This is a genomic window from Parvibaculum sp. (assembly GCF_039973015.1).
Classification (GTDB): Bacteria; Pseudomonadota; Alphaproteobacteria; order Parvibaculales; family Parvibaculaceae; genus Parvibaculum.
The window spans coordinates 254,923-276,923 of record NZ_JBDWLT010000007.1; the positions used below are offsets into that span (position 1 = coordinate 254,923).

Sequence of the window (22,001 nt, forward strand, 5' to 3'; positions counted from 1 at the left end):
CCATGATGATCGCACTCACCCGCATCGCCCGCCTCATCGACGCCTTGAACGAGCGCACGGGCCGCATCTTTTCCTGGCTCGCACTTGCAATGGTGCTCGTCCAGTTCGTCGTCGTGCTCCAGCGTTATGTCTTCGGCGTCGGCTCCATCTGGGCGCAGGAGTCGATCGTCTACATGCACGGCGTCATGTTCATGGTCGTCGCGGGCTACACGCTTCTCCATAACGCCCATGTTCGCGTCGACGTTTTCTACCGCACCATGCCGCCCGCAACGAAAGGATGGATCGATCTCCTCGGCACGCTCTTTCTGCTCTGGCCTGTCTGCTTTCTCATCTTCTACGTCTCCTTCCCCTATGTCGAAGCCTCATGGGCAGTGCGCGAAGGCAGCCGCGAGACGAGCGGCATTCAGGGCGTCTATCTCCTGAAAAGCGTGATCCTCGTCTTCGCCGTCCTTCTCGCCCTTCAGGGCCTTTCGACCGTCATTCACGCGCTGCGCATTCTTTCCGGGGCCGAACAGCCCGCGGAAGAAGCCTCGCCCATCCTCTGAAAGCGCGCCCGCCCAAATGGATCTTCGCGAATCCCTCGATGTCCTGATGTTCGTTGCCGCCTGCGCGGTGCTGCTCACGGGCTTCCCCGTCGCTTTCACGCTGGCAGGTATCGCGCTTGCCTTCGGCCTCATCGGCATGGCCTTCGGCGTCTTCGATTTCGGCTTCATGGCCGCGCTTCCGCAGCGCATCTACGGCAACATGACGAACGACGTGCTCATCGCCGTGCCGCTCTTCGTCTTCATGGGCACCATGCTGGAGCGCTCAAAGGTCGCCGAGGAACTGCTTGAGAATATGGGACGCCTTTTCGGGCGCTTGCGCGGCGGCCTCGGCTTTTCCGTATCGATCGTCGGTGCCCTGCTCGCCGCCTCCACCGGCATTGTCGGCGCGACGGTCGTGACGATGGGCCTGCTCGCGCTCCCCACCATGCTGCGGCGCGGCTACGATCCCTCGCTCGCTGCGGGCTCCATCGCGGCGGCCGGTACGCTCGGCCAGATCATCCCGCCTTCCATCGTCCTCGTGCTGCTCGGCGATACGCTCGCCAACTCCTACCAGAAGGCGCAGCTCGAACAGGGCATCTTCTCGCCCGAAACCCTTTCCGTCGGCGACCTCTTCGCGGGTGCGCTCCTGCCGGGTCTCATGCTTGTCGGCTTCTACATCCTCTATCAGGTCTTCCGCGCTGCTCTCGATCCGAAATCCTCGCCCGCCATGCCGGTCGATGACACCATCTCCACCGCCGAGCTATACCGCGCGACGCTGCGGGCCCTGATCCCGCCGATCGCGCTCATCGTCGCCGTCATGGGCTCGATCCTTGGCGGCATCGCGACGCCCACGGAAGCCGCCGCGCTCGGCGCCGTCGGCTCGATCCTTCTTGCAGGCGAACGCGCAGGCGGCATGAAGCGCGCCGTGCGCCTTGCCGCCCTCTGCCTCATTGCACTCCTCGTCCTTACCTCCTTCATGGATCTGCGCACCGCCCGCAGCGAAATCTCCGCCACCGACATGGCGGGCATCTGGGTCGCATGGGCCCTGATCGCCGGCATCGTCATCGGCCTCGCGGCGTCCGTCTACCGTCTCTGGCAGAGCGGCGTCCTCGCCGAGGTCTCTCAATCGACCGCGCGCATCACCTCGATGGTCTTCGTGATCCTCATCGGCGCCGCGCTGTTCAGCCTCGTCTTCCGCGGTCTCGGCGGCGACGACACCGTGCATGAGTTCCTTACCTCCATGCCCGGCGGCACCTTCGGCGCGGTTCTCACCGTCATGCTGATCATGTTCGTGCTCGGCTTCTTCCTCGACTTCATCGAGATCATTTTTGTCGTCGTGCCGATTGTCGCGCCGATCCTGCTGATGATGGATGTGAACCCCGTCTGGCTCGGCGTCATGATGGCGGTCAATCTCCAGACCTCCTTCCTCACGCCGCCCTTCGGCTTTGCCCTCTTCTATTTGCGCGGTGTCGCCCCCGAAAGCGTTACCACCATGCAGATCTACAAGGGCGCCATCCCCTTTGTGCTGCTCCAGCTTCTCGCGCTCGCCGTCATCGCGAGCTTCCCTTCCCTCGCAACATGGTTGCCCCGGGTCTTCTTCGGCGGTAGTAGTTTCGGATGAGCAGGAACGGTCCGGAAAGCGCTGCCGAAAAGGCAAGCAGCAACATGATGCGCCTCGGCCTCGTCGCCGTGGCCATGAGCGGCGTCATCGCCTTCTATGTCCTGACAGGCCGCGTTGAGCTCAACGACCCGGTGGAGGTCACCGCCCGCATCGCCCAGCCGGCAACCTGGACCGCAAACGCCCCGCTGACACTCAATGTCGCCGTCACGCTCGCGAACAATACGGACGAGGCGATGCCGCTCTCGCTCCCCTCGCAATGCGATATTTTCCGCTGGTTTGTGGCGGACGAAGATCACAACCTCGTCCAGTCGCAGCGCAATGACGAGCCCTGTCTCGACGTGCCGATGAAAGGCAACCTCGACGCCAAGACCTCGATCTCCGGCGAATTCACCCTCACGCTCGATCCCGCCCGCGTGAAGCCCGGCGACTACATTCTCTTCCTTCGCTATTGGGGATACGAGCTCCGCGAACCCGTCACCATCGACTGAGCGTCGCCCTCACGCGGAGCCGAACCCGCCGCCGAAGCTATGCCCCACCGGGAAGCCCTTGGGTGGCAGCCGTCCGGCCTGCGCCCGCGTCCCCAGCCATTCCTTCAGCGTGTCGAAGGTCCGCGCCCGGTCCGAGCGGTCATAGGCGATGAGCCCCTGTTTCAGCGTGAAGGTCTTGATGTCGCCAAGCCCGCCATCCTTGTAGCGTTGCAGGCGCACGCCCTTGCCGCGCGTCATCTCGTTTACTTCCTTGAGCGGGAAGATCAGCAGCTTCCGGTTCTCGCCGATCACGGCCACATGGTCGCCCTGCACCACTTCGCAGACCACAGCTTCGTCCGTACCCGTTACATTCAGAACCTGCTTGCCCGCGCGCCGCATCGCCACAACATCATCCTCCGGCACGATGAAGCCATTGCCCTCATGCGACGCAACAATGAGCTTCCGCCCCGGCTGGTGCACGAATAGCTCCACGATCTCGCGGCTCTCGTCGAGGTCGATCATCAGGCGCACCGGCTCGCCATGTCCGCGCCCGCCCGGCAGCTTGCTGACATCGAGCGTGTAGAAGCGCCCATCCGTCGCAAACAGCAGCACCTTGTCCGTCGTCTCCGCATGAAGCGTGAAGCGCGCGCCGTCACCTTCCTTGAACTTGATCTCCGTGTCCGGCCCCACATGCCCCTTCATGGTGCGGATCCAGCCCTTCTTCGAGCAGACGACCGTCACCGGCTCCTTCTCGATCATCGCCTCCACGGGCACATATTCGATCACCGGCGCATCCGAGAAATGCGTGCGCCGCGCGCCCAGTTTCGTCTTCGGGCCGAAAGTCGCCTTGACCTGCTTGACCTCCTCGGACACGCGCTCCCAGAGCTTGTTGTCCGAGCGCACCAGCGCCTTCAGTTCCTTTTGCTCCGCGGTGAGCTTCTTGTGTTCGCCACGGATTTCCATTTCCTCAAGCTTGCGCAAGCTCCGCAGGCGCATGTTGAGAATGGCTTCGGCCTGATTGTCGGTCAGCTTGAAGCGCTTCATCAGCGCGGGCTTCGGCTCGTCTTCCTCGCGAATGATACGGATCACTTCGTCGAGGTTGAGATAGGCCTTGAGATATCCTTCGAGTACCTCCAGCCGCTTCTCGATCTTGTCGAGGCGGAAGCGCGAGCGCCGCACCAGCACTTCCTTGCGATGTTCGAGCCAGGAGCGAAGCACCTCGCGCAAGCTCATCACGCCCGGCACCTGTCCGGCGGAAAGCACATTGAGGTTCAGCGGGAAGCGGCTTTCGAGTTCCGTTGCCCGGAACATGGATTCCATCAGATGGGCCGGTTCGACCGTCTTCGCCTTGGGCACAAGCACGAGGCGGATTTCCTCCGCGCTCTCGTCGCGCACATCGTCCAGCAGCGGCAGCTTTCGCGCCTGCAGGAGTTCGGCAATCTTCTCCACCAGTTTGGACTTCTGCACCTGATAGGGAATTTCCGTGATGACGATCTGCCAGAGCCCGCGCGGCAGTTCCTCCATTTCCCATTTCGCGCGCACGCGGAAGCCGCCGCGACCCGTCTCATAGGCATCGATGATCGACGCGCGCGGCTCCACGATAATGCCGCCCGTCGGGAAATCCGGTCCCTGCACGAAGCTGACGAGCTTTTCCGTCCGCGCATTCGGATATTTGATGAGGTGCAGCGCCGCGTCGCAAAGCTCGGCCGCATTATGCGGCGGAATGCTGGTCGCCATGCCGACCGCGATGCCCGATGCGCCATTCGCGAGCAACTGCGGAAAGGCTCCCGGCAGCACGATGGGCTCCCGGTCCTCACCGTCATAGGTCTCGCGGAAATCGACCGTGTCTTCGTCGAGCCCGTCCAGCAGCAGTGCCGCCACCGCCGTCAGCCGCGCTTCCGTGTAGCGCATGGCCGCCGCGTTATCGCCGTCCACATTGCCGAAATTGCCCTGCCCGTCGACCAGCGGATAGCGCACGGAAAAATCCTGCGCAAGGCGTACCAGCGCGTCATAAACCGACTGGTCGCCATGAGGGTGATAGCGGCCGATCACGTCGCCGACCACGCGCGCGGATTTCTTGAAGCCCTGTCCCGGCTCCAGCTTCAACTGCCGCATCGCGAACAGCACGCGCCGATGCACCGGCTTCAGCCCGTCGCGCACGTCGGGCAGCGCCCGGTGCATGATCGTCGAAAGCGCATAGGCGAGATATCGCTCTTCCAGCGCCTCGCGCAGATTGATCTCGTGTTCGGGCTCGGGCGGCGTAACGGCCTTGGTCATGTGTCGGTCTTCTCGGTAATTGGTCTTGCTTCCCACCCTCCCCTCGGGGAGGGTCGAAATTTGAGAGCGCAAGCGAACGAATTTCGGGGCGGGGCTCCAGCGAACAGGCACCCGTACACGCCTGGCTCAATATACCAGCGATTCGCCCCTCACCCCGCCCTCGCCGCCATCTTCTCCATCAGCCTGATCCGCGCGTCCGGCAGATGACGCTCATGCGCCGCGAAGAGATGCCGCTCCAGAAAATGTCCCGTAAGCCTCAGGCCCTCTGCCACATCCTCATTCGTCGCCATGCCCGCTTGCGCACCGATGAGGAAGGGCGGCAGCCGGAACAGCCGGTCCTTGTAGGGCTCGCCCGCCTCGCGGCTCACCGCGCCCCCGCTTTTGGGCGAGACATAGATCAGGTCTTCGCGCACGCCCGTCGCCGCGCATTGCGTGAGGTCGAGCCCGAAGCCGAGTTCCTGCAACAACCCCAGCTCCCAGCGCACGAAGATTGCCGGCCACACATCCTCGTCCTGCATGGTTTCAAGCAGCACCTCATAGCCGTCGAAAAGAGCCGGATGCCCCTCCCGTTCCGGCACGATGCCGCAAACGGCGCTCGCCGCGCTCAGGCCCAGCAGTGCCAGCGGATCGTCCATCAGCAGGCCGGCAAGCGGCCGCACGAGCTCCACCTGATAGGTGCCGAGATGTTCGGAAAGCCGCGCCCGCCAATGCGCCGCGAGCTTGTTGCCCGGCTGGAGCACGCTGCGCATCCGCCGCCCCGCACCACCATGCACAAGGCCAAGATGCCGCCCCTGCTCGCGCGTGAACAGTTCGAGAATCGCGCCGGTCTCGCCATGCGCGCGTGCCGACAGCACGATCCCTTCGTCACGCCAATCCATGTGGGGCCGTTCACTCCATGCTCTTCGCCGGGGAGGGGTAAGCAAGGGAAACTAGATCAATTTTCTCCTCGCGAACAGCCGATGCAGAGCGGCGCGGCCGCATCGCTCACAAGCCGCCTCTCCTCGATCTCTTCGCCGCAGCTCAGGCAATAGCCGTATTCGTCTTCCGCGATCCGTTTCAGCGCGGCTTCCACTTGCTGTATCCGCAGGTGCCGCCGCCGCTCGGTCGCCTGCGCCATGGCCTGCGCCTGCATCGCATCCATCCGCGAAAGCCGTCCCACGCTCTGTTGGTCAAGCGTCACCGTCGCGCGCGAGGAGGCACTCGTCTCCGATTGCGCTCTCAGCTCGCCCGCTTCCTGTTCAAGCAGCGGCTTGAACTTCGCCGCCATCCCCTCCCTGGTCATGCCCGGTTTCCTTTCAGGACGGTCCTTCTCATGCCGCGAACATTCTAGCCCGATGCCCGTATCGGCGCACTCCATCCCTGAAGACCTTGACTTCGCCGGCCTCGCCAACTAAATGCGGATTAACGCATAAGCGCAAAGGAACATAAGCCGAATGTCCGATGTCCCGCAAATCCTCGCTGCTCTTGCCGAGCCCACCCGGCTCCGCGCCATGCAGATCGTCTGGCGCGGCGGAGAACATTGCGTCTGCGATCTCATGTGCGCGCTCGGTGCGACCCAGTCGCGCATGTCCCGGCACATGGGCGTCCTGAAATCGGCCGGCCTCGTGATCGACAGGCGCGATGCCCAATGGGTGCGCTACCGCCGCAATCCCGATGCGCCTCAGACCGTCATCCGTATCGTCGATGCCGCCCTCGCCGCCCTCGAAAAGCCGCGCCGCCGCGCCGCCTGACAGGAGAAAGCCTTGTCCATCATCTATCACGGCCCTGCCTGCGGCATCTCCCGCAACACGCCTTTCGTCAAGGAAGACGGTGAAGTGATCATCGGCAAGGAAGGAAAGCGCATTGTCTGAACCCGTCGGCACTTTGCCCAATATCGACGAAGCCCTCTTGAACCCGGTCGATGAGGAGCGCCTCTTCACCGCGCAGCGCGCGACGCACAAGCCGCGCATTCTCCTGCTCTACGGGTCCGTGCGTGAGCGTTCCTACAGCCGCTTCGCGACGGAAGAAGCCGCGCGCATTCTCCGCCGTCTCGGCGCCGAGACCCGCACCTTCAATCCCTCCGGCCTTCCTCTGCCGGACGATGCGGACGAGGATCATCCCAAGGTCGTCGAGTTGCGCGATCTCGTCACCTGGTCGGAAGGCATGGTCTGGTGCTCGCCCGAGCGCCACGGCGCCATGACGGGCATCATGAAGGCGATGATCGACTGGATACCGCTGTCGCTCGGCGCCGTCCGCCCGACCCAGGGCAAGACGCTCGCCGTCATGCAGGTCAGCGGCGGTTCGCAGTCCTTCAACGCCATCAACCAGCTTCGCGTGCTCGGCCGCTGGATGCGCCTCGTCACGATCCCGAACCAGTCCTCCGTGCCGAAGGCCTTTCTGGAGTTCGACGAGGAAGGCCGCATGAAGCCTTCCGCCTATTACGACCGCATCGTCGACGTCATGGAAGAATTGATGAAGTTCACGCTGCTCCTGCGCGACCGCTCGGACTATCTGGTCGACCGTTACAGCGAGCGCAAGGAAAGCGCGGAGGAGCTGTCGCGCCGCGTCAACCAGAAGTCGATCTGAGAGAGCGCAGCGGCGATAGTCCCTGTCGCGCGATCACCCTCCCCCTGCGGGAGGGTCGAAAATTGCGAACGTCAGTGAAGCAAATTTCGGGGAGGGGTAAGCGGCCTGACAGCTTGCGTCGGAGGGCCCTCACTCCTTCGGGAAATCGAGCCCCATCTCGCGGTAGCGTTCGCGGTCGTCGGACCAGTTCTCGCGGACCTTCACGAACAAAAAGAGATGCACCTTCGTTTCCAGCATCTGCTCCAGCTCCTCGCGCGCAAGCTGGCCGACGGTCTTGATCGTCTGCCCGCCCTTGCCGAGCGCGATCTTCTTCTGGCTGTCGCGCTCGACGAAGATGACCTGCGCGATGCGGATCGAGCCGTCCTTTTTCGTTTCCCAGCTTTCCGTTTCGACGGTCAGCGAATAGGGCAGCTCGTCATGCAGCCGGAGGAACAGCTTCTCGCGCGTCACCTCCGCCGCGAGCGAGCGGAGCGGCACATCCGCCGCCTGGTCTTCGGGGTAGTGCCACGGCCCCTCGGGCATCCGCTCCGCGATATAGCGGCGCAGGTCGCCCACCCCGTTCCCCGATAGCGCCGAAATCATGAAGGTCTGGCTGAAAATGTCGCTTTCGTTCAGCCGCGCCGCCATCTTCAGCAGTTTATCGTGGCTCACCGCATCGATCTTGTTCAGTACAAGGATCGCCTTCCGGCCCTGCGTGGAAAGCCCCGCCATGATCTGTTCGAGGTCTTCCTCGCGCTCCCGCTCCACATCGACCATCAGCACGATCAGGTCGGCGTCTCCCGCCCCGCCCCAGGCGGCCTCCACCATCGCCCTGTCGAGGCGGCGCTTCGGCTTGAAGATACCGGGGGTATCCACGAAGACGATCTGCGTATCGCCTTCCATGGCGATGCCGCGGATGCGCGCGCGCGTCGTCTGCACCTTGTGCGTGACGATCGCCACCTTCGATCCGACGAGCTGGTTCAGCAGCGTGGATTTCCCCGCATTGGGCGCACCGATGATGGCGACAAAGCCGCACCGGGTTGTCCCCGCTTTTTCCGTGTTCGTTTCTGACTCGTGGTTCATGTGACGTTTCAATGACATTTCAATGACAGTGAGGGGTGGCTTATCCCCGTTCCGGCCAGACACCAAGCTCTTCGAGCATCGCCTGTGCGGCTGTCTGCTCTGCCTGCCGTTTCGAATTTCCGCGTGCCTGCAATGGCTTGGCGCTCCCTGCCCGGACTTCGACGGTGAATTCCGGGGCATGGTCCGGGCCCGTCCGGGCGATCAGTTCGTAGTTTGGCAGCGGATGTCCGCGCGCCTGCGCCCATTCCTGCAAGGCCGTCTTTGCGTCTTGCCGGATTTTCCCTGATTTTTCAAGAAGATAGGCCCATTCCTTCTCGATCATCCGGCGCGCCGGCTCGATCCCTCCATCGAGGTAGAGCGCTGCGATCACGGCCTCGCATACGTCACCGAGAATAGCGGCTTTCCGCCTTCCCCCGGCTTTTTCTTCTCCCGCGCCCATGACGATATGGGTGCCGAGATCGAGCCGTCCGGCCACCTCCGCGCAGGCTTCCTTGCGTACCAACGCATTGAATCTGATGGCCAATTCGCCTTCGTCGGCATCCGCAAAATCGCGCATCAGCCAGTCCGCGATCACGAGCCCCAGCACCCGGTCGCCGAGAAATTCAAAGCGCTGGTAGTTCGCGCCCTCTGCGCTCGGATGTGTCAGAGCCTGAGAAAGGAGGCCCAACTCATTGAATTCATGGCCCAATCTCTTTTCGAGTTTGGCGCTCACTCCACCCATTTGCCGATCCGGTCCCAGCGGATAGCCCACGGCCATTTCCAGACTTCCCAGAACGACGCGCTTCCATTCGCGGAGAAGAAGATGATCTCGGCCTTCCCCACGAGGTTCTCGAAAGGCACATAGCCAACCACGTCGGGCACGCGGCTGTCGCTGGAATTGTCGCGATTGTCGCCCATCATGAAATAGTGACCCTGCGGCACGATATAGAGGCCCGTATTGTCCCATACGCTGTCCCTCATCATGTCGAGCGTGATGTAGGAGACGCCATTCGGCAGCGTTTCGCGGTATTGCGGAATTCGGCGCACATTGCCCGCCGGGTCGCGATAGATGAAATCATCGACACGCGCGCGCGGCACGGCCTTGTCGTTCAGGTAGAGCACACCCTCCTTCATCTGAACGGTGTCGCCCGGCAAGCCTATGACACGCTTGATAAAATCGGTGTGATTGTCGGTCGGCTGCTTGAACACCACGATGTCGCCGCGCTCGGGATCGTCGCCCGCAATGCGCCCGCTGAAGAGCGGCGGCGAGAAGGGCAGCGAGTGCTTGGAATAGCCATAGCTGTACTTCGCAACGAAGAGGTAGTCGCCGATCAGCAGCGTGGATTCCATGGAGCTGGACGGGATATAGAAGGGCTGGAAGAAGAAGGCCCGGATGAACAGCGCAATCAGCAGCGCATAGGCAATCGTCCGGGCATTTTCAGCCCAGGAGCTGCCCCGCAGCTTTTTAGCGTTTTCGCTCATCGCCATCTTCCAACTCCTGCTCATCGCCCTCGGCTCCCCCGAAAAACGGCGGACCTTACCACAATCCGTCGCGCCGTCTCCCCCTGCCGATCAGCCTCTCGGAACGGCCGAAATGATCACAAAAGCCTGCGCCAGCGGGTGGTCGTCGGTAATCGTGAGATGGATGACGGGCTCCATGCCTTCGGGCGTGATCTCGGCGAGCCGGATCAGCGCGCCGCCGGTGAGCGCCATGGTCGGTTGCCCGCCGCGAAGGTTCACAACCCCCATATCCCGCCAGAAAACGCCCCGCCTGAAGCCCGTTCCGAGCGCCTTGGAACAGGCTTCCTTGGCCGCGAAACGCTTTGCATAGGAGGCTGCCCGCATCCGCCGCGCCTCTGATTTCCGCCTCTCGATATCCGTGAAAATGCGCTCGACGAAGCGGTCGCCAAAACGCTCCAGGGTTTTCTCGACCCGCCTGATGTCGACGAGATCGTTGCCGATACCGATGATCATGCCTGGTCTTTCGTTTTCACGGCGCGCGCGCCGCCACGGGCCTCGTCCATCGCGGTGCGCATCTTTCGGATGCTCGCTTCAAGGCCGATGAAGATCGCCTCTCCTATCAGGAAGTGGCCGATATTGAGTTCGGCCAGTTCGGGCATCGCGGCAACGGGGTCGACCGTATCGAAGGTCAGGCCATGGCCCGCATGGACCTCCAGACCGAGAGCCACGCCGTCGCGCGCCGCCTTGGCAAGCCGCGCCAGCTCTGCATCCCGCTTCGCGTTTTCACGGGCAAAAGCAGCTTCGCAATAGGCGCCGGTATGCAGCTCCACCACTGGCGCGCCCAGCGATACAGCTGCTTCGAGCTGTCTCCTGTCGGCATTGATGAAGAGCGAAACGCGGATATCTGCCTCGCGGAGCCGGTCCACGATGGGCTTCAGATGGTTGTGAAGCCCCGCCGCGTCGAGCCCGCCTTCGGTCGTCACTTCCTCACGCCGTTCCGGCACGATACAGCAGGCATGGGGCTGGTGCCGAAGCGCGATGCTCAGCATTTCCGGCGTTGCGGCCATTTCGAGGTTGAGCGGCAGCCCCACATCGTCCTTGAGCCGCGCAATATCGCCGTCCCGGATATGCCGGCGGTCCTCACGCAAATGTGCCGTTATGCCGTCCGCGCCTGCTGCGGCTGAAAGTTTCGCCGCCCGCACAGGGTCCGGGTGTTCGCCGCCGCGCGCGTTACGGATCGTCGCCACATGATCGATATTGACGCCGAGCCGCAGATATCCAGGCTCATTCCCGCTCATATCATGTCTCCTCGCCTTGTTTCAGCCGGTCCCGGCTGACCGGCCTGTTCCGGCCGGGCTTGCTCGGTCGTGCTGCTGCGCAAGAGTACGCGCTCCGCAAGCAACTTGCGCCTTTGCGCCTGATAGGCCTCGACCCCGCTTCGTGCAAGGACATAGGAAACGCATCCGAGAACGATTCCGACCGGGATTGCGCCGACCGTGAGCGGCACGAGAAGCGGCAGAACCATGTCAAAGGCATGAGCGCGTTGCAGCGTTTCGGCAACGTCCGGATTTGCCGCCACCGGCGTCCCCAGTATGTAGCGGCCCGTCTCGTAGACGACGAACCAGATCGCCGGGAAAGTCAGAGGATTGCCGATAAAGGTGCCGATGGCGCTCGCGATCAGGTTTCCGCGCAACACCCAGGCGATCAGCATCGCAAGCAGAATGTGGAAGCCGAACAAGGGAGTGCAGGACGAAAAGGCACCCGCGGCGACCCCGAGAGCAATCGCATGCGGCGTACCCGAAAGCCGCCAGACACGGCGCCACCCGTACTGAAGGGTGCGCTTCCAGCCCGAACGGGGCCAGAAGATTTCCCTCAGTTTCTGAATCGGATGCAGCTCTACGCGGCGGCGAAACAACGAGTAACGCTCCTTTAGGCCAGATGACGGCTTCCCGGCTTCACGGCCGGCATGGCGGCGAGCTCTTTCGGCAACTTGTCCGCCGGATAGGCCGGAATGGCAATCTTGGCCAGCGAGATGAGCTTCACGCCCACCTTCGCCTTCCCGCCCGAGCGGTCGATCAGGCAGGCTGCCGCCACTACTCTGGCACCCGTCTTGCGGATCGATGCAATGCATTCGCGCGACGAAAGTCCCGTCGTCACGATGTCCTCGACCATCACAACGCGCATGCCCTTCTTGAGCTCGAAACCACGCCGGAGCGCGAACTCGCCGTTCTCCCGTTCCACATACATGGCGGGCACTTTCATGTGCCTCGCCGTTTCATAACCGGGGATAATGCCCCCAACTGCGGGCGAAACAATGGCATCGACAGGGCCATCGACCTCTTCCGTAATTCTTTTCGCAAGCGCCTTGCACAGCCTGGACGTCCGCGCCGGGTTCATGAAAACGAGGGCCTTCTGCAGAAAAACCGGACTGTGAAGCCCGGAGGAAAGAATGAAATGCCCGCGGAGGAGAGCCCCCGCCTTCTCGAACTCCTTCAGAACCTTTTCTTGATCCATGTCTTTATCTTCACCGGCTTCAAATATGGAAAGGAGCCGTCCTCTTAACGCCGCGGACGGATGACTGTGTTGACGCAGGAAAGTCCATTCAGCGCGGACATGATGCGCGTCAGATGCTTGAGGTCTCTCACATCGAGATCGATCTGGATGTCGTAAAAATCCATGTCGCGCTGCGCGAGCGAAAGATTTGAGATGTTGCTGCCATAGTCGGCGATCAACGTGGCGATATGTCCGAGGGAACCCACCTCGTTTTTCGTAGTCACACGTAGACGCGCCGGAAAGGTCTGCGGATGCTCGGGGTCGACATCCCAGGTTGCATCGATCCAGCGCATCGTTTCGCCATCGAACTCTTCGAGTGCAGGCGCGTCGATTGGATAGATCGTGATCCCCTCTCCCGGCATCATGATGCCCACAATGCGCTCCCCTGGCAGCGGGAACATCTCGGGGGCAAAGCCGATGGCAAGCCCCGCCGCGCGGCCCGTTACGCGCACCGCACTATCATTGTCATCCTTGCCGTTGCCTTTGATCGGCCTCTTGCGCCCGTTTTTCGGCTGCTCTGCAGGATAAACCGTCTGCAACACCTGATGTGCGCTCAGCGTTCCATCGCCCACGGCAGCCATCAGTTCGTCAAGGTCGGGCTTGCGAAGCGGGCCCAATGCACGTTCCAGGATCGTGTCGCTTCCGTCCTTGCCCGCGGCTTCGAAGGCGCTCTTCACGATCTGCCTGCCGAGGCGGCTGAACTCTGCCTGCTTGGTCGCGCGGATCGAGCGGCGGATCGCGGAACGCGCCTTGCCCGTCGCCACGAAGGCTTCCCAGGCGGGTGAAGGCCGTTGGGCTTGCGAGCGGATGATCTCGACCTCATCGCCATTTTCGAGCTTCGTGCGCAGCGGCATGTGGCGTCCGTTGATCTTGCAGCCGACGCAGGTATCCCCAATGTCGGTATGCACCGCATAGGCAAAATCGATAGGTGTTGCGCCCCGTGGCAGCGTGATCAGAAGACCCTTCGGCGAGAAACAGAAAACCTGATCGGAATACATCTGGAGCTTCGTATGCTCCAGAAACTCTTCCGGCGAAGCACCATGTTCCAGCATCTCGATCAGCTGGCGCAACCAGTGGAACGTGGCAGCGAATTCGCCCGATGCATCCGCGCCCGGGCCTTCCTTATAGATCCAGTGCGCGGCAATACCGTATTCGGCAATCTCGTGCATCTTGCGCGTGCGAACCTGCACTTCGGCGCGCTTCTTCTGTGGTCCGATCATCGTCGTGTGGATCGAGCGATAGCCGTTCGCCTTCGGCGTCGAGATGTAGTCCTTGAAACGGCCCGGCACCATTCGCCAGTTGGTATGAAGAACACCGACAGCGGTGTAGCAGTCGGGCACCTCGTCCACGATCACGCGGAAGCCGAAAATATCGGAAAGCTGTTCAAGCGAAATGGCGCGCCGCTCCATCTTGCGCCACATCGAATAGGGTCGCTTCTCACGACCCAGCACCTCGCAGGAAAGCCCGCCTTCTTCGAGTTTCGTCTGGATTTCCTTCGCGATTTTCTTGACCGAGTCGCCGCTTGCCTCACGAAACTCGTTGAGCCGCTTTATCAGGGCTTCGCGCGCTTCGGGGTTAAGCTCCTTGAAGGCCAGATCTTCCAGCTCTTCGCGAATTTCCTGGATACCCATGCGGCCGGCCAGCGGCGCATAGATTTCCATCGTCTCAAGCGCAATGCGCTGACGTTTTTCCGCCGAGGAAATGAAATGCAGCGTCCGCATGTTGTGAAGCCGGTCGGCAAGCTTCACGAGCAATACGCGGATATCGTTCGACATCGCGAGCAGGAACTTGCGGAAGTTCTCCGCTTGCTTGGAGCGTTCCGAGGTGAGCTCGATCCGGGTGAGCTTGGTCACCCCATCGACCAGCCCTGCGACCTGTGAGCCGAAAAGCTTCGTCAGTTCGTCCATCGTCGAGCCCGTATCCTCGATCGTATCGTGCAGCAGCGCTGTCACAATAGTCGCGGTGTCGAGCTTGAGGTCGGTCAGAATACCGGCCACTTCGATGGGATGGGAAAAATAGGGGTCGCCGCTGGCGCGCTTCTGGCTGCCATGCTGCTTCATGGCATAGACATAGGCACGGTTGATCAGGGCTTCGTCCGCTTTCGGATCGTAGCCGAGCACGCGATCGACGAGCTCATACTGACGCAACATGCCTGAAATTCTCCGTCGTCCTCTCTTGCAAACTTCCTAACGTGCTCACGGGAAACGCCTCGCTCAAACGAAAAACGCCGCCCCTCACCTTACGGCCGGGCGGCGCTTAAACCGAATGACGTCTGGGCCTGAGGCCGTCTAATCCGGCCTTGCTCGCCCTGGCTCAGTCTTCCCCGTCCATTTCGTCCGCATCTGCCGATTTTTGCTGCGGTGAGTCGATCTGGGTCTGGATCGCGCGAAGAAGGTCTTCCTCGCTCATCCGCTCGCCACCGTCTTCTGCGGAACCGAACGTATCCTGCACCTCGGCCGCCGCCTCACCGGACATGAGAAGCTGCATGTTCTCGACTTCCGGCTCTTCCGTCTCGACGCGGCTCTGCAAGCTGCCGATAAGGTCTTCGCGGAGATCTTCCGGGGTAACCGTCTTTTCCGCTATTTCACGGAGCGCCACGACAGGGTTCTTGTCGTTGTCGCGGTCAACGGTCAATTCCGCGCCAGCCGACATGGCGCGCGCGCGGTGCGCCGAGAGCAGAACCAGCTCAAATCGGTTGGGCACCTTGTCGACGCAATCTTCAACGGTCACGCGGGCCATTTGGAACTCCGGTATGCAGGATAGTGATTTGGCCTGTATGTAGGGGGTGAGACCGCATAAAGCAAGCCGGAACAGGCTCTTACGGCCCAAACTGCGACGATTTCAGCCTTTATGGGGCCGGATCGCCCGTACTTCGGCTTCGGGCAGCGCGGCAATCAGTTCCCCGACGCTCTTTCCCGTTACCGGGTGGCGCCAGTCAGGCGCCACATCGCGAAGCGGAAGCAGAACGAAGCCACGCGCCGCGATGCCCGGATGAGGAAGCGCAAGCGGCAGTGGCCCTGCCCCGGCATCGGCGCCTCGGGGGCCTTCGGCAAGCACCACTTCACCCCGAAAATCGAGAAGATCGAGATCGAGCGGTCGCGGTGCCCACCGCTCCCGGCGAACACGCCCGAACAAGGCCTCTATACGGTGCAGCTTGTCGAGCAGCGCGTCGGGGGGATCGGCCGCCTCGATCAAAGCCACCGAATTCACGTAATCAGGCTGTATATAACCTGCCAGCGCCGGTGTCCGGTAAAATGGCGCGACCGACACCACTTTGACACCGAAGCCCGGCATCATCGCCAGCGCGGCGCGCAATGTCGCTGCTGGCGGCCCCTGCACACTCGGTTGGTTGCCGCCAAGAGCCACCAAGATCCGGTCAGACATGACGGCCTCGCATGGTTTCCCGAATGCACAACGTGGATGGCCCGTTAACTTGCGGAATCATGAGCTTCGGTCATATTCCTCTTTCGCCGGTTCGGCTTGCCGGACCTGTGCCCGTATTTTTGTTGCCGGTATTTATTGTTGTAAGGGCCCTTGGGTCCGGGAGTGAATGAATGATCTTTTATCCGCATGAGCGTGTCGCTCTGTTCATTGACGGTGCAAACCTTTATTCAGCGGCCCGCGGTCTCGGCTTCGATATCGATTACAGGCGTCTCCTCAGCCATTTTCGAGAAAAAGGTACGCTTGTCCGCGCCTTTTACTACACCGCGCTTCTTGAGGATCAGGAATATTCGCCGCTGCGGCCCCTGATCGACTGGCTCGACTACAACGGCTATGCCGTCGTCACCAAGCCGGCCAAGGAATTCACCGACGCAAACGGCCGCCGCCGCATCAAGGGAAATATGGACATAGAGCTCGCCATCGACGCGCTCGAAATCGCCGACAAGCTCGACCATCTGGTTCTGTTCTCCGGCGATGGAGATTTCCGTCGCCTCGTGGATGCGGTCCAGCGGCGCGGCAAACGCGTGACAGTCGTCTCGACCATGCGCAGCCAACCGCCCATGATTGCCGACGAACTCCGCCGCCAGGCTGATCAGTTCATCGACCTTGAAACACTTCGCGACATTGTCGGCCGCAGCCATTCGGACCGCCCCGCCACCGCGCCGGTCCGCAATGACGGCGACGGCTATTATGACGACGAGGATGAAGACCTCGGACGGCCGGCACGTGCCTGATCGCGCCTCCCTCATTTCTTTCGAAGCCGAAGCACCGCTCGACTGTCCGCTCTGTCCCCGGCTTGTCGCCTATCGCGAGGCGAACCAGGCCGCCCATCCCGATTGGTTCAACGCGCCCGTCCCGTCTTTCGGCACCGAGAAGGCGCGCCTGCTGGTTGTCGGTCTGGCGCCGGGTGTTCAGGGCGCGAACCGTACGGGCCGTCCCTTCACGGGCGATTTCGCGGGCGATCTGCTTTACGGAACACTTCTCGAATTCGGCTTTGCCCGCGGCACTTATGATGCGCGTCCCGATGACGGGCTCGAACTCGTCGATACGATGATCACCAACGCCGTGCGCTGTGTGCCGCCCCAGAACAAGCCAACACCCGCCGAAGCAAAAACCTGTCTCGGGTTCTTCAAGGCGCGTATCGCTGCGCTACCGAACCTGGAAGTTATCCTCGCGCTTGGCCGCATCGCGCATGATGCGGTCCTCTCGGCTCGGGGTGTGAAGAAAAGCACCGCCGTCTTCGGTCATGGCGCGCAGCATGATCTGGGCTCAGGGCTCCGTCTTTTCGACAGCTATCACTGCTCGCGCTACAACACGAATACGCGCCGCCTCACGCCAGAGATGTTTCACGATGTTTTCCGCGCGGTGCGCGCGCATATCGGCGATTGAAGAACGCTAGCTGTAGCGCTCTTCCTTCCAGGGGTCGGCTTCATTGTGATAGCCGTTCTGTTCCCAGAAGCCAGGCTTGTCGACATCGCTGAATTCGATCGCCCGCAGCCACTTCGCACTCTTCCAGAAATACCACTTCGGCACCACGGCGCGCACAGGCCCGCCATGCTCGCGGCTCAGCGGCTTTCCCTCCCAGCTATGCGCAATGATGACGTCCGGCTCTTCGAAGACCTCCCGCCTGATATTGGTGGTGTAGCCGTCATGAGCGTGAAAGATCACATGACGCGCCTCGGAATGGGGCTGCACGAGTTCGAGGATCGTCCGCGCCGCCACGCCATCCCAGCGATTGTCGTAAAGGCTCCAGGTCGTGACGCAGTGAATGTCGCTCGTGAATTGCGATTGCGGCAGCTTGAGAAAATCCTCGAAATTCCAGTTGGCAGGATTGGCGACAAGCCCCGTGACCTCAAGCGACCATTCCTGCTTCGGAATATCGGGTTGGATGCCGAGGTCGAGCACCGGCCATTTCTTGACGAGGTTCTGTCCGGGCGGCAGTCGGCGCACATGGGCCTTGTCTGGCGTGCCGGTCAGATGCCGGCCTTCCTCCGCCGTCTTCTGCTTGGAACGGATCAGCTTTTCCTTGATCCGTCCGACCGGGCCTTCGCCGCTTCCGTCCTCGCTCATGGCTTTCAGCCTTTTTCCCTGAGCAGCCGTGCCTTGTCGCGCTCCCAGCTCCGTTCCTTCAGCGTCTCGCGCTTGTCGGCGAGCTTCTTGCCCTGCGCGAGCCCGATCTCGACCTTAACGAGCCCCCGATCGGTAAAATACATCCGCAAGGGCACGATGGTCATGCCCTGCCGCTGAATGGCTGCAATCAGCTTGTCGATCTCGCGCCTGTTCAGGAGGAGTTTGCGGGGCCGCCGCGTCTCGTGATTGAACTGGTTGGCCTGCAGATAGACGGGGATATAGGCGTTCACGAGCATTATCTCGCCGTCGCGCGTCGCCTGGGCATAAGCCTCGTTGAGGCTCCCTTGTCCCACGCGCAACGACTTCACCTCGCTACCCTTGAGCTCGATGCCAGCCTCGAAAGTCTCGCCTATGCTGTAGTTGAAGCGCGCCTTGCGGTTATCCGCAATGATCTTCTGGCCGTCCACGGCCTTCCGTTTGGCGCCACCGCTCTTGGAGGACATTGCTCCCCGATTTCTAGCTCGCCGCCGATCTCTGGCGCGTCAATTAAGCAGGCCAGCATGCTGCATGGCGCTGCGCACTTTTTCCTCGGTCCCGGAACTGGCCGGCACCAGCGGCAGCCGCAACTCGTTCTCGCAGAAGCCCAGCAGCTTTGCCGCATACTTGGCGGGCGCCGGGTTCGGATCGAGGAACAGCGCCGTGTGAAGCGGCATCAGCCGATCCTGGATTTCAAGCGCCTTGGCAAAGTCTCCTGCAAGCGTTGCTTGCTGGAATTCCGCACAAAGCGCTGGCGCTATATTCGCCGTGACGGAAATGCAGCCCACGCCGCCATGCGCATTGAACCCGAGCGCGGTCGCATCCTCGCCCGAAAGCTGGCAGAAATCCGCTCCCATCATCTGGCGTTGCTGGCTCACCCGCACAAGGTTCGCCGTCGCATCCTTCACACCCACGATATTCTTCAACGCAAAGAGCCGCGTCATGGTTTCAAGCGAAATATCCACGATGGTTCGCCCGGGGATATTGTAGAGGATGATCGGAATATCGACCGCGTCGTTCACCGCCTTGAAATGCTGGTAGATGCCTTCCTGTGACGGCTTGTTGTAATAGCCGGTCACGCTGAGCACGGCATCCGCGCCCGCCTCCTTGGCAAAGGCCGTCAGCTCAATAGCTTCAACGGTGTTGTTCGACCCCGCCCCGGCGATCACGGGCACGCGGCCCCGCGCCGTTTCGATGCAGAGTTCCACAACGCGCTTGTGCTCGTCATGGGAAAGCGTCGGCGATTCACCCGTCGTCCCGCAGGGAACAAGGCCGTGGGTGCCCTGCTCGATCTGCCATTCCACCAGTTTGACGAACGCAGCCTCATCCACCTTGCCGCCCTTGAACGGTGTAATGAGTGCGACGAACGATCCCTTGAACATGGCTTTAGGCTCCGTTTCCCCGATTTGTGCGGATGGGGTGCTCCCGAAGGCGCGCAAGATAACCATAAGCGACAAACCCGGCAAGAAACCGCCGGTTCCGGCGCATATGACCTATTGCGGCGCGTGTTAGCACATGAGTAGACTCAATGGTGGAATATCTGAGCGTTGCGGCGTTTCACGCCAGATTTACTGCGCGATTGACGAACCCAAGGCCCCCCGCCGGGCTGGCCTGAGAGCGGTTCGGAAACTTTGTATCGGGTTTGCGCCTTGCGGACTGATTCCAGCTTCAGACTTCCTCGCCTCGCGGCTGCCATGGCGGCAGCGGCCTTTTCCGCTTGCGCGGTTTCCGCGGAGGCTTCAGCCACGCTGCCCCTGCCTCGTCCCGGAGGCACCCAGCTCCAGACGGCAAGCGCCTCGGAGCCCCTTGCGGCTCCAAAGGCACCGACCGCCACAGCGGGCACCTTCTCCGGTCTGAGCGCAGCGGACATGATGGCCGCACGCGCCGCCTTCGACGAGGTCGACCGCGGCAACTGGGTTTCGGCCAGCCGTTTCCGCTCCCAGATAAGCGACCCGACGGCTGCAAAGCTCATCGTCTGGACCCGGCTTCTCTCCGATTCCAGTACGGCGACCTTTGCCGAAATCGTCGCCTTCATGGAGCAGAATCCCGACTGGCCGCGGCTCTACATTCTGGAAATTCGGGCAGAAAAAGCTCTTCTCGCCTACCCGATGTCGGGCGAGGACATCATCGCCTGGTTTGTCGAGCATCCGCCAAGGACGGGCGAGGGCCGTATCCGATATGGCAAGACGCTCCTCGAGGCCGGCCGTCAGGACGAAGGCGCCGAATGGATCCGTCGCGCATGGATCGAGAACGACTTCAGTTCTTCCCGGCAAAGAGAAATCCTGGCCGCCTATGGCCGCTATCTGAATACCGAAGCACAGCAAGCGCGCCTTGCCCGCCTTCTCTGGGAACAGCGCACTGGCGACGCCCGCACCACAGCTGCGCTGGTTGGGCAGGCTGAACGCGCCCTTGCCGACGCCCGCATCCAGTTCATCGCCGGGTCGAGCAAGGCTCCCTCTGCCCTTTCGCAAGTGCCCGCATCCCTGCGGACAGATGCCGGACTTCTTTACGATCAGGTGCGATATGAGCGCCGTCGTGGCAATGAGCATACCGCCCTGCCACTCCTTCTCACGGCCCCCACCGAACCGCACAAGATGGTGCGGCCCGGCAGTTGGTGGGTGGAACGCAAGATTCTCGCCCGCAAGGCTATGTCTGAGGGGCTCTATGAGCAGGCCTACAAGATCGCGGCCGGCAACGGCCTCACCGAAGGTGTCGATTTCGCGGAAGCCGAATTCATGGCCGGCTGGATCGGCCTTCAATATCTGAACAGGCCGGAAACCGCTCTTGCGCATTTCCGCAAGCTCAGTGGCGGCGTCTCGACGCCGATCAGCAAATCGCGCGCGGAATACTGGTCGGGCCGCGCGGCTTCCGCATCGGGCGACAAGGAAAATGCCGCCACCTATTACCGGCAGGCCGCTACCTACCCGACAACTTTCTACGGGCAGCTCGCGACCGCCGCCCTCGCATCCAGCGGCAGCGACGGCAAGCTCCATCTGCCGGGAACGCCCGCGCGAACCGGCGACGTAAAGAAACGCTTCGACAGCCGCGAGCTCGTCCATGCCGCACACATTTTGCAGGACATTGATCGGGAGAGAACCCGCTGGACATTCATGCTGCATCTTGCGGACATCATCGACGATCCCGCCGAGATCGCCGTCCTTTCCGATCTCGCGCTCTCCTTCGGTGACCGCAAGCTCTCTCTGCGCATCGCAAAGTCTGCCGCACTCCGCAACATAGTGCTCACCGACTATGCCTATCCGACGGAAGCCATGCCGAAATGGGCGCACCGCGGACCACCCGTCGAAACGGCTCTGGTCTACGGCCTGTCACGGCAAGAGAGCGAATTTGACCCGCAAGCACTAAGCCCGGCAGGTGCGCGCGGTTTGATGCAGCTCATGCCGCGCACGGCGCGCATGGTCGCGGGGCAGGTCGGCCTGCCCTATTCTTCCGCAAGGCTCACCGATCCCGTTTATAACGCGACGCTCGGCGCTGCCCACCTCGGCGATCTCGTGGAAAATGAATTTTCCGGCTCCTACATCATGAGCATCGCCGCCTATAACGCTGGCGCATCGCGCGTCCGCCAATGGGTAAGAGAGTATGGCGATCCGCGATCGACGGCCGTCGATCCGATCGACTGGATCGAGAGCATCCCCTTTTCCGAGACACGCAACTACGTCCAGCGCGTGATGGAAAATCTCGAAGTCTATCGCGGGCGCTTGAGCGGCCAGCCGGAACCTGTGCGCATAGAAGCGGACCTCATTCGCTACGGCGGCGCGACACCGATCACGACGCCTGCTCCCTCGCCGAGCCCATCGAATGTCCCGCTTGCGCCGCCTTCCCTCTCCTCACCGGTCGTAACGCCAGCGTCGAATGCGCCTGTGCCGATGGCCACGCCCGCGGAAGGCGCGATGGCGCCCGTTGTCGAAGCGGGGGACAACTAGAGCG

The 22,001-nt window shown here is 62.0% G+C and carries 24 protein-coding genes; 8 read left to right on the top strand and 16 right to left on the bottom strand.

Features of this window, described 5'->3' with window-relative positions; all coding sequences use genetic code 11:
• The first annotated feature begins 2 nt into the window (after positions 1 to 2).
• The 3 genes from ABJO61_RS06005 to ABJO61_RS06015 are packed head-to-tail and all read left to right on the top strand — an operon-like array spanning position 3 to position 2,633.
• Positions 3 to 545 (top strand): TRAP transporter small permease subunit, encoded by a 543-nt coding sequence (locus ABJO61_RS06005; RefSeq protein WP_348326377.1) that lies wholly within the window; start codon positions 3 to 5, stop codon positions 543 to 545.
• Between the two features lie 16 nt (positions 546 to 561).
• Positions 562 to 2,145, top strand: a complete 1,584-nt coding sequence (locus ABJO61_RS06010; protein ID WP_348326379.1) for a TRAP transporter large permease subunit — start codon at positions 562 to 564, stop codon at positions 2,143 to 2,145.
• Positions 2,142 to 2,633 carry a hypothetical protein gene (locus ABJO61_RS06015; protein ID WP_348326381.1) on the top strand — a complete coding sequence of 164 codons (492 nt, stop codon included), beginning with the start codon at positions 2,142 to 2,144 and terminating at the stop codon, positions 2,631 to 2,633. Before ABJO61_RS06010 ends, ABJO61_RS06015 begins: the two co-directional genes overlap by 4 nt.
• Before the next feature lie 9 nt (positions 2,634 to 2,642).
• Here ABJO61_RS06015 and parC read toward each other — a convergent pair whose 3' ends face one another.
• The 3 genes from parC to ABJO61_RS06030 form a co-directional block, all read right to left on the bottom strand.
• Positions 2,643 to 4,889: a DNA topoisomerase IV subunit A gene (gene parC, locus ABJO61_RS06020; protein ID WP_348326383.1), complete on the bottom strand. Its 2,247-nt coding sequence runs from the start codon at positions 4,887 to 4,889 to the stop codon at positions 2,643 to 2,645.
• Positions 4,890 to 5,038: 149 nt separating this feature from the next.
• A complete protein-coding gene (gene recO, locus ABJO61_RS06025) occupies positions 5,039 to 5,767 on the bottom strand; it encodes a DNA repair protein RecO (protein WP_348326385.1) in 729 nt (242 codons plus the stop codon).
• Positions 5,768 to 5,823: 56 nt separating this feature from the next.
• Positions 5,824 to 6,171, bottom strand: a complete 348-nt coding sequence (locus tag ABJO61_RS06030; protein ID WP_348326387.1) for a TraR/DksA C4-type zinc finger protein — start codon at positions 6,169 to 6,171, stop codon at positions 5,824 to 5,826.
• Between the two features lie 151 nt (positions 6,172 to 6,322).
• On the opposite strand from ABJO61_RS06030, the gene ABJO61_RS06035 reads away from it, so the two are divergent.
• Complete coding sequence (locus ABJO61_RS06035) at positions 6,323 to 6,619, top strand: metalloregulator ArsR/SmtB family transcription factor (RefSeq protein WP_348326389.1); 297 nt, start codon at positions 6,323 to 6,325, stop codon at positions 6,617 to 6,619.
• A gap of 142 nt (positions 6,620 to 6,761) precedes the next feature.
• Entirely contained in the window at positions 6,762 to 7,454 is a 693-nt protein-coding gene (gene arsH / locus ABJO61_RS06040) for an arsenical resistance protein ArsH (protein WP_348326456.1), read from the top strand.
• Positions 7,455 to 7,583: 129 nt separating this feature from the next.
• Here arsH and era read toward each other — a convergent pair whose 3' ends face one another.
• From era to folK, 10 genes are all read right to left on the bottom strand, one after another.
• Positions 7,584 to 8,516: a GTPase Era gene (gene era / locus ABJO61_RS06045; protein ID WP_348326391.1), complete on the bottom strand. Its 933-nt coding sequence runs from the start codon at positions 8,514 to 8,516 to the stop codon at positions 7,584 to 7,586.
• 40 nt (positions 8,517 to 8,556) lie between these two features.
• Positions 8,557 to 9,237 (bottom strand): ribonuclease III, encoded by a 681-nt coding sequence (rnc, locus tag ABJO61_RS06050; protein WP_348326393.1) that lies wholly within the window; start codon positions 9,235 to 9,237, stop codon positions 8,557 to 8,559.
• A complete protein-coding gene (gene lepB / locus ABJO61_RS06055) occupies positions 9,225 to 9,983 on the bottom strand; it encodes a signal peptidase I (protein ID WP_348326395.1) in 759 nt (252 codons plus the stop codon). Before lepB ends, rnc begins: the two co-directional genes overlap by 13 nt.
• An 84-nt stretch (positions 9,984 to 10,067) precedes the next feature.
• The gene (gene acpS / locus ABJO61_RS06060) at positions 10,068 to 10,469 is read right to left on the bottom strand and encodes a holo-ACP synthase (RefSeq protein ID WP_348326397.1); all 402 of its coding nucleotides are present in this window, start codon (positions 10,467 to 10,469) and stop codon (positions 10,068 to 10,070) included.
• Positions 10,466 to 11,254: a pyridoxine 5'-phosphate synthase gene (locus ABJO61_RS06065; protein ID WP_348326399.1), complete on the bottom strand. Its 789-nt coding sequence runs from the start codon at positions 11,252 to 11,254 to the stop codon at positions 10,466 to 10,468. Before ABJO61_RS06065 ends, acpS begins: the two co-directional genes overlap by 4 nt.
• Positions 11,251 to 11,871 (bottom strand): DUF2062 domain-containing protein, encoded by a 621-nt coding sequence (locus tag ABJO61_RS06070; protein ID WP_348326401.1) that lies wholly within the window; start codon positions 11,869 to 11,871, stop codon positions 11,251 to 11,253. Before ABJO61_RS06070 ends, ABJO61_RS06065 begins: the two co-directional genes overlap by 4 nt.
• Positions 11,872 to 11,885: 14 nt before the next feature.
• The gene (gene pyrE, locus ABJO61_RS06075) at positions 11,886 to 12,470 is read right to left on the bottom strand and encodes an orotate phosphoribosyltransferase (RefSeq protein ID WP_348326403.1); all 585 of its coding nucleotides are present in this window, start codon (positions 12,468 to 12,470) and stop codon (positions 11,886 to 11,888) included.
• Positions 12,471 to 12,514: 44 nt separating this feature from the next.
• Complete coding sequence (locus ABJO61_RS06080; protein WP_348326405.1) at positions 12,515 to 14,659, bottom strand: bifunctional (p)ppGpp synthetase/guanosine-3',5'-bis(diphosphate) 3'-pyrophosphohydrolase; 2,145 nt, start codon at positions 14,657 to 14,659, stop codon at positions 12,515 to 12,517.
• Between the two features lie 163 nt (positions 14,660 to 14,822).
• A complete protein-coding gene (rpoZ, locus tag ABJO61_RS06085) occupies positions 14,823 to 15,248 on the bottom strand; it encodes a DNA-directed RNA polymerase subunit omega (RefSeq protein ID WP_348326407.1) in 426 nt (141 codons plus the stop codon).
• A 102-nt stretch (positions 15,249 to 15,350) separates the two neighbouring features.
• Positions 15,351 to 15,893: a 2-amino-4-hydroxy-6-hydroxymethyldihydropteridine diphosphokinase gene (folK, locus tag ABJO61_RS06090; RefSeq protein WP_348326409.1), complete on the bottom strand. Its 543-nt coding sequence runs from the start codon at positions 15,891 to 15,893 to the stop codon at positions 15,351 to 15,353.
• 173 nt (positions 15,894 to 16,066) lie between these two features.
• Between folK and ABJO61_RS06095 the strand changes: the two genes are divergently transcribed.
• Both ABJO61_RS06095 and ABJO61_RS06100 read left to right on the top strand, forming a co-directional pair.
• Positions 16,067 to 16,684, top strand: a complete 618-nt coding sequence (locus ABJO61_RS06095) for an NYN domain-containing protein (RefSeq protein ID WP_348326458.1) — start codon at positions 16,067 to 16,069, stop codon at positions 16,682 to 16,684.
• Entirely contained in the window at positions 16,641 to 17,339 is a 699-nt protein-coding gene (locus tag ABJO61_RS06100; protein ID WP_348326411.1) for a uracil-DNA glycosylase, read from the top strand. The genes ABJO61_RS06095 and ABJO61_RS06100 overlap by 44 nt, the downstream gene beginning before the upstream one ends.
• Positions 17,340 to 17,345: 6 nt before the next feature.
• Here the strand turns inward: ABJO61_RS06100 and ABJO61_RS06105 are convergent, their stop codons facing one another.
• The 3 genes from ABJO61_RS06105 to dapA are packed head-to-tail and all read right to left on the bottom strand — an operon-like array spanning position 17,346 to position 19,438.
• Complete coding sequence (locus ABJO61_RS06105) at positions 17,346 to 18,020, bottom strand: sulfite oxidase-like oxidoreductase (protein ID WP_348326413.1); 675 nt, start codon at positions 18,018 to 18,020, stop codon at positions 17,346 to 17,348.
• A 5-nt stretch (positions 18,021 to 18,025) separates the two neighbouring features.
• A complete protein-coding gene (smpB, locus tag ABJO61_RS06110) occupies positions 18,026 to 18,523 on the bottom strand; it encodes an SsrA-binding protein SmpB (RefSeq protein WP_348326414.1) in 498 nt (165 codons plus the stop codon).
• Positions 18,524 to 18,562: 39 nt separating this feature from the next.
• Positions 18,563 to 19,438 (bottom strand): 4-hydroxy-tetrahydrodipicolinate synthase, encoded by an 876-nt coding sequence (gene dapA / locus ABJO61_RS06115; RefSeq protein WP_348326416.1) that lies wholly within the window; start codon positions 19,436 to 19,438, stop codon positions 18,563 to 18,565.
• A 312-nt stretch (positions 19,439 to 19,750) separates the two neighbouring features.
• On the opposite strand from dapA, the gene ABJO61_RS06120 reads away from it, so the two are divergent.
• Positions 19,751 to 21,997 (top strand): lytic transglycosylase domain-containing protein, encoded by a 2,247-nt coding sequence (locus tag ABJO61_RS06120; protein ID WP_348326417.1) that lies wholly within the window; start codon positions 19,751 to 19,753, stop codon positions 21,995 to 21,997.
• The last annotated feature ends 4 nt before the right edge of the window (positions 21,998 to 22,001 follow it).

Bases quoted from the DNA above. Each gene is read 5' to 3' on its own strand.
- ABJO61_RS06005 (WP_348326377.1), top strand. From the start codon at position 3: ATGATGATCGCACTCACCCGCATCGCCCGCCTCATCGACGCCTTGAAC.
- ABJO61_RS06010 (WP_348326379.1), top strand. From the start codon at position 562: ATGGATCTTCGCGAATCCCTCGATGTCCTGATGTTCGTTGCCGCCTGC.
- ABJO61_RS06015 (WP_348326381.1), top strand. From the start codon at position 2,142: ATGAGCAGGAACGGTCCGGAAAGCGCTGCCGAAAAGGCAAGCAGCAAC.
- parC (WP_348326383.1), bottom strand. From the start codon at position 4,889: ATGACCAAGGCCGTTACGCCGCCCGAGCCCGAACACGAGATCAATCTG.
- recO (WP_348326385.1), bottom strand. From the start codon at position 5,767: ATGGATTGGCGTGACGAAGGGATCGTGCTGTCGGCACGCGCGCATGGC.
- ABJO61_RS06030 (WP_348326387.1), bottom strand. From the start codon at position 6,171: ATGACCAGGGAGGGGATGGCGGCGAAGTTCAAGCCGCTGCTTGAACAG.
- ABJO61_RS06035 (WP_348326389.1), top strand. From the start codon at position 6,323: ATGTCCGATGTCCCGCAAATCCTCGCTGCTCTTGCCGAGCCCACCCGG.
- era (WP_348326391.1), bottom strand. From the start codon at position 8,516: ATGAACCACGAGTCAGAAACGAACACGGAAAAAGCGGGGACAACCCGG.
- rnc (WP_348326393.1), bottom strand. From the start codon at position 9,237: ATGGGTGGAGTGAGCGCCAAACTCGAAAAGAGATTGGGCCATGAATTC.
- lepB (WP_348326395.1), bottom strand. From the start codon at position 9,983: ATGGCGATGAGCGAAAACGCTAAAAAGCTGCGGGGCAGCTCCTGGGCT.
- acpS (WP_348326397.1), bottom strand. From the start codon at position 10,469: ATGATCATCGGTATCGGCAACGATCTCGTCGACATCAGGCGGGTCGAG.
- ABJO61_RS06065 (WP_348326399.1), bottom strand. From the start codon at position 11,254: ATGAGCGGGAATGAGCCTGGATATCTGCGGCTCGGCGTCAATATCGAT.
- pyrE (WP_348326403.1), bottom strand. From the start codon at position 12,470: ATGGATCAAGAAAAGGTTCTGAAGGAGTTCGAGAAGGCGGGGGCTCTC.
- ABJO61_RS06080 (WP_348326405.1), bottom strand. From the start codon at position 14,659: ATGTTGCGTCAGTATGAGCTCGTCGATCGCGTGCTCGGCTACGATCCG.
- rpoZ (WP_348326407.1), bottom strand. From the start codon at position 15,248: ATGGCCCGCGTGACCGTTGAAGATTGCGTCGACAAGGTGCCCAACCGA.
- folK (WP_348326409.1), bottom strand. From the start codon at position 15,893: ATGTCTGACCGGATCTTGGTGGCTCTTGGCGGCAACCAACCGAGTGTG.
- ABJO61_RS06100 (WP_348326411.1), top strand. From the start codon at position 16,641: ATGACGACGAGGATGAAGACCTCGGACGGCCGGCACGTGCCTGATCGC.
- ABJO61_RS06105 (WP_348326413.1), bottom strand. From the start codon at position 18,020: ATGAGCGAGGACGGAAGCGGCGAAGGCCCGGTCGGACGGATCAAGGAA.
- smpB (WP_348326414.1), bottom strand. From the start codon at position 18,523: ATGTCCTCCAAGAGCGGTGGCGCCAAACGGAAGGCCGTGGACGGCCAG.
- dapA (WP_348326416.1), bottom strand. From the start codon at position 19,438: ATGTTCAAGGGATCGTTCGTCGCACTCATTACACCGTTCAAGGGCGGC.
- ABJO61_RS06120 (WP_348326417.1), top strand. From the start codon at position 19,751: ATGGCGGCAGCGGCCTTTTCCGCTTGCGCGGTTTCCGCGGAGGCTTCA.